Source organism: Streptomyces sp. DH12 (assembly GCF_020873895.1).
Classification (GTDB): domain Bacteria; phylum Actinomycetota; class Actinomycetes; order Streptomycetales; family Streptomycetaceae; genus Streptomyces.
Genome location: NZ_JAHWGT010000070.1, coordinates 1 through 4062, shown reverse-complemented (window position 1 = coordinate 4062; position 4062 = coordinate 1). Strand labels below are relative to the sequence as shown.

The following is a 4062-nucleotide window of genomic DNA, read 5'->3' as shown; positions in this document are numbered from 1 at the left end:
GGTCAGCGGAAGCGGATGCGGGCGAGGGCCGTGGCGGCGTCGCGGTCGAGGAGGACGGCGGAGGCGCAGCCGGCCGGCAGGTCCCCCTGCTCGGCGCCGCGCACCAGGCGCCCGACGGCTCTGCGGTGCCGGGCGAAGGCGTACGAGGACACGCCCCTGCCGCGCTCGCGCTGGCCGGCGCGGGCGGTGGCGGGGTCGACGTCGAGGAGCAGCAGGTGCAGGGAGCGGCCCCGGCGGCGGGCGTCGCGGGCGAGCCAGCGGCGCACCCAGGACTGGGTGCCGCAGTCGTGGACGACGACGCCCCCGCCGTCGCGCAGCCGCCGCCGCAGACCGGCGTAGTGGTCGACGCGGACGAGCGGCCGGTACAGGGCGTACGGCAGGAGGCGCGGCATGCGCCGCTCCCACCGCTCGCGGACGTCCTGGGAGTCGACGGCGCGGTCGGCGGCGGCGGAGCGGATGAGTGTGGACTTGCCGCTGCCGGGAAGACCGGAGACGACGACGACGTCCCCCTCGGCGAAGAGCAGCTCGCGCGGGACCCGCCCGCCGCGCTCGCGCAGGTCGCGCAGGACCGGGGCGGCGGTCGTGCGAGCGGGCAGCGCCGGCGGCGCCGGCACCCCCGCGGTCGTGGCGTAAGCGCCGGACCGCTGCAACGTCATGGCCCCTCCCGGGCTCGGCTCCCCCACAGCCTGCCCAAGAAGTGTAAAGAAACGGCAATGGGACACAAGCGATTTGCCGAGGGCCGTCGAGGGTTTGCCGATCCGGACCCTCGTGCGATGATGTGCGCGCCGACAATCGCATACCGGCCGATCGAATCCGTGCGGGAGAGTTCCGGGCCCCCCGTGGCCCGGGCGCCGAAGGAGCAAGTTCCTCCCTTGAATCTCTCAGGCCCCGCACCGCACGGATGAGGCAGATCTGAAAAGCGAGCCGTCCCCCCGCACGCCGGGGCCGCGGCTCCACCCAAGGTGCAAGCCGCGCCCCGCAGGGGGTCACGGCGAACCTCTCAGGTTCCGATGACAGATGGGGAGGACGTGTCCTCGCCACCCATGCCCCGGACCTGGGAGCCCTTCAGATGAGCACTGCCCCCCGCCGCACGGCCCTCGATGCGCTGCATCGTTCGCTGGGCGCGACCATGACCGACTTCGCCGGCTGGGACATGCCGCTGCGGTACGCCAGCGAGCGCGACGAGCACACCGCCGTGCGCACCCGCGCCGGCCTGTTCGACCTCTCCCACATGGGTGAGATCACCGTCACCGGCGCGCAGGCGGCCGCCCTGCTGGACCACGCGCTGGTCGGCAACATCGGCGGCGTCGGCGTGGGCCGCGCCCGCTACACCATGATCTGCCGCGAGGACGGCGGCATCCTCGACGACCTGATCGTGTACCGGCTCGCCGAGCGGGAGTACATGGTCGTCGCCAACGCCTCCAACGCCCAGGTCGTGCTGGACGCGCTGACCGAGCGCGCGGCCGGCTTCGACGCCGAGGTGCGCGACGACCGCGAGGCGTACGCACTGATCGCCGTGCAGGGTCCGGAGTCCCCCGGCATCCTGAAGTCCCTCACCGACGCCGACCTCGACGGGCTGAAGTACTACGCGGGCCTCCCCGGCACCGTTGCGGGCGTCCCCGCGCTGATCGCCCGCACCGGCTACACCGGCGAGGACGGCTTCGAGCTGTTCACCGCCCCCGAGCACGCCGAGCGGCTGTGGCGGGCGCTGACGGAGGCCGGCGCCCCCGTCGGCCTGATCCCCTGCGGGCTGTCCTGCCGCGACACCCTGCGCCTGGAGGCGGGCATGCCGCTGTACGGGCACGAGCTGACGACCGCGCTGACGCCGTTCGACGCGGGCCTGGGCCGGGTGGTGAAGTTCGAGAAGGAGGGCGACTTCGTCGGCCGCGAGGCGCTGGAGGCCGCCGCCGAGCGCGCCGCGACCGCCCCGCCGCGCCGGCTGGTCGGCCTGGTGGCCCAGGGCCGCCGGGTGCCGCGCGCCGGGATGTCCGTGGTCGCGGGCGGCACGGTGGTCGGCGAGGTCACCTCGGGCGCCCCCTCCCCCACCCTCGGCAAGCCGATCGCCATGGCCTACGTGGACGCCGCGTACGCCGAGCCGGGTACGGGCGGGGTCGGTGTCGACATCCGCGGTACCCATGAGCCGTACGACGTGGTGGCGCTGCCGTTCTACAAGCGTCAGAAGTGACGCCCGGCACACCCGCCACCCGCACGACTCCCCCGTTCACCACCACTCTCGCGCGTACAGGAGAATTCAGCTCATGAGCAACCCCCAGCAGCTGCGCTACAGCAAGGAGCACGAGTGGCTGTCGACCGCCGAGGACGGCGTGTCGACGGTCGGCATCACGGAGCACGCGGCGAACGCCCTGGGCGACGTCGTGTACGTCCAGCTCCCCGAGGTCGGCGCCACGGTCACCGCGGGTGAGACCTGCGGTGAGCTGGAGTCCACCAAGTCCGTCAGCGACCTGTACTCCCCCGTGACCGGTGAGGTCGTCGAGGCGAACCAGGAGGTCGTGGACGACCCGTCGCTGGTGAACACCGCTCCGTTCGAGGGCGGCTGGCTGTTCAAGGTGCGCGTCACGGACGAGCCGCAGGACCTGCTCTCCGCCGACGAGTACACCGAGTTCGCCGGCTGACCAGCCCGACACCCACACCCCTAGGGACCGCGTGATGTCGCTTCTGAACACCCCTCTCCACGAGCTGGACCCGGACGTCGCCGCCGCCGTCGACGCCGAGCTCCGCCGTCAGCAGAACACCCTGGAGATGATCGCCTCGGAGAACTTCGCTCCGGTGGCCGTCATGGAGGCCCAGGGCTCCGTCCTCACCAACAAGTACGCCGAGGGCTACCCGGGCCGCCGCTACTACGGCGGCTGCGAGCACGTCGACGTGGTCGAGCAGATCGCGATCGACCGCATCAAGGAGCTCTTCGGCGCGGAGCACGCCAACGTGCAGCCGCACTCCGGCGCCCAGGCCAACGCCGCGGCGATGTTCGCCCTGCTGAAGCCGGGCGACACGATCATGGGTCTGAACCTCGCCCACGGCGGGCACCTGACCCACGGCATGAAGATCAACTTCTCCGGCAAGCTCTACGACGTGGTCGCCTACCACGTGGACGACGCCACCGGTCAGGTCGACATGGCCGAGGTCGAGCGCCTCGCCAAGGAGTCCAAGCCGAAGCTGATCGTCGCCGGCTGGTCCGCCTACCCGCGGCAGCTGGACTTCGCCGCCTTCCGCCGCATCGCGGACGAGGTCGGCGCGTACCTCATGGTCGACATGGCCCACTTCGCGGGCCTGGTCGCGGCCGGGCTGCACCCCAACCCGGTGCCGCACGCCCACGTGGTCACCACCACGACCCACAAGACCCTGGGCGGCCCGCGCGGCGGCGTCATCCTGTCCACCGCCGAGCTCGCCAAGAAGATCAACTCCGCGGTCTTCCCCGGCCAGCAGGGCGGCCCGCTGGAGCACGTGATCGCGGCGAAGGCTGTCTCGTTCAAGGTCGCGGCGAGCGAGGAGTTCAAGGAGCGCCAGCAGCGCACCCTGGACGGCGCCCGCACCCTCGCCGAGCGCCTGGTCCAGCCGGACGTCACCGAGCACGGCGTGTCGGTGCTGACCGGCGGCACCGACGTGCACCTGGTCCTGGTCGACCTGCGCAACAGCGAGCTGGACGGCCAGCAGGCCGAGGACCGGCTCCACGAGGTCGGGATCACCGTCAACCGCAACGCGATCCCGAACGACCCCCGGCCCCCGATGGTCACCTCCGGTCTGCGCATCGGCACCCCGGCCCTGGCCACCCGCGGCTTCCAGGCCGAGGACTTCGCCGAGGTCGCCGACGTCATCGCCGAGGCGCTCAAGCCGTCGTACGACGCCGAGGCGCTGAAGGCCCGGGTCTCCGCGCTCGCCGCGAAGCACCCGCTTTACCCTGGTCTGTAGTCCTTACGGCGTTACGTACGCAACAGACTGATCTGCGGGGCACCGCGCACACTGGACAGTGAGTGCGGTGCCCCGTCCCTTGCCCCCACCCCCCCACCCCCCCCCCCCCCCCCCCCCGCCACCCCGACCCCCCCC

4 protein-coding genes and 1 riboswitch are annotated in these 4062 nt (G+C 72.6%); of the genes, 3 read left to right on the top strand and 1 reads right to left on the bottom strand.

The features are described 5' to 3' along the window. Positions 1 to 2 precede the first annotated feature (2 nt). Positions 3 to 656, bottom strand: coding sequence for an AAA family ATPase (locus LPA54_RS32440; protein WP_228984367.1), 654 nt, complete (start codon positions 654 to 656; stop codon positions 3 to 5). Between the two features lie 152 nt (positions 657 to 808). Further along, a riboswitch (glycine riboswitch) is annotated at positions 809 to 906 on the top strand. A gap of 163 nt (positions 907 to 1069) precedes the next feature. Here LPA54_RS32440 and gcvT point away from each other — a divergent pair. The 3 genes from gcvT (at position 1070) to glyA (ending at position 3927) form a co-directional block, all read left to right on the top strand. Next, positions 1070 to 2185 carry a glycine cleavage system aminomethyltransferase GcvT gene (gene gcvT, locus LPA54_RS32435; protein WP_228984366.1) on the top strand — a complete coding sequence of 372 codons (1116 nt, stop codon included), beginning with the start codon at positions 1070 to 1072 and terminating at the stop codon, positions 2183 to 2185. A 73-nt stretch (positions 2186 to 2258) separates the two neighbouring features. Next, the gene (gcvH, locus tag LPA54_RS32430; RefSeq protein WP_228984365.1) at positions 2259 to 2633 is read left to right on the top strand and encodes a glycine cleavage system protein GcvH; all 375 of its coding nucleotides are present in this window, start codon (positions 2259 to 2261) and stop codon (positions 2631 to 2633) included. Between the two features lie 34 nt (positions 2634 to 2667). Beyond that, a complete protein-coding gene (gene glyA / locus LPA54_RS32425; RefSeq protein ID WP_228984364.1) occupies positions 2668 to 3927 on the top strand; it encodes a serine hydroxymethyltransferase in 1260 nt (419 codons plus the stop codon). Positions 3928 to 4062: the final 135 nt, after the last annotated feature.

Excerpts from the sequence above, each read along its gene's own strand:
- LPA54_RS32440 (WP_228984367.1), bottom strand. The coding sequence starts at position 656 with ATGACGTTGCAGCGGTCCGGCGCTTACGCCACGACCGCGGGGGTGCCG.
- gcvH (WP_228984365.1), top strand. The coding sequence starts at position 2,259 with ATGAGCAACCCCCAGCAGCTGCGCTACAGCAAGGAGCACGAGTGGCTG.
- gcvT (WP_228984366.1), top strand. The coding sequence starts at position 1,070 with ATGAGCACTGCCCCCCGCCGCACGGCCCTCGATGCGCTGCATCGTTCG.
- glyA (WP_228984364.1), top strand. The coding sequence starts at position 2,668 with ATGTCGCTTCTGAACACCCCTCTCCACGAGCTGGACCCGGACGTCGCC.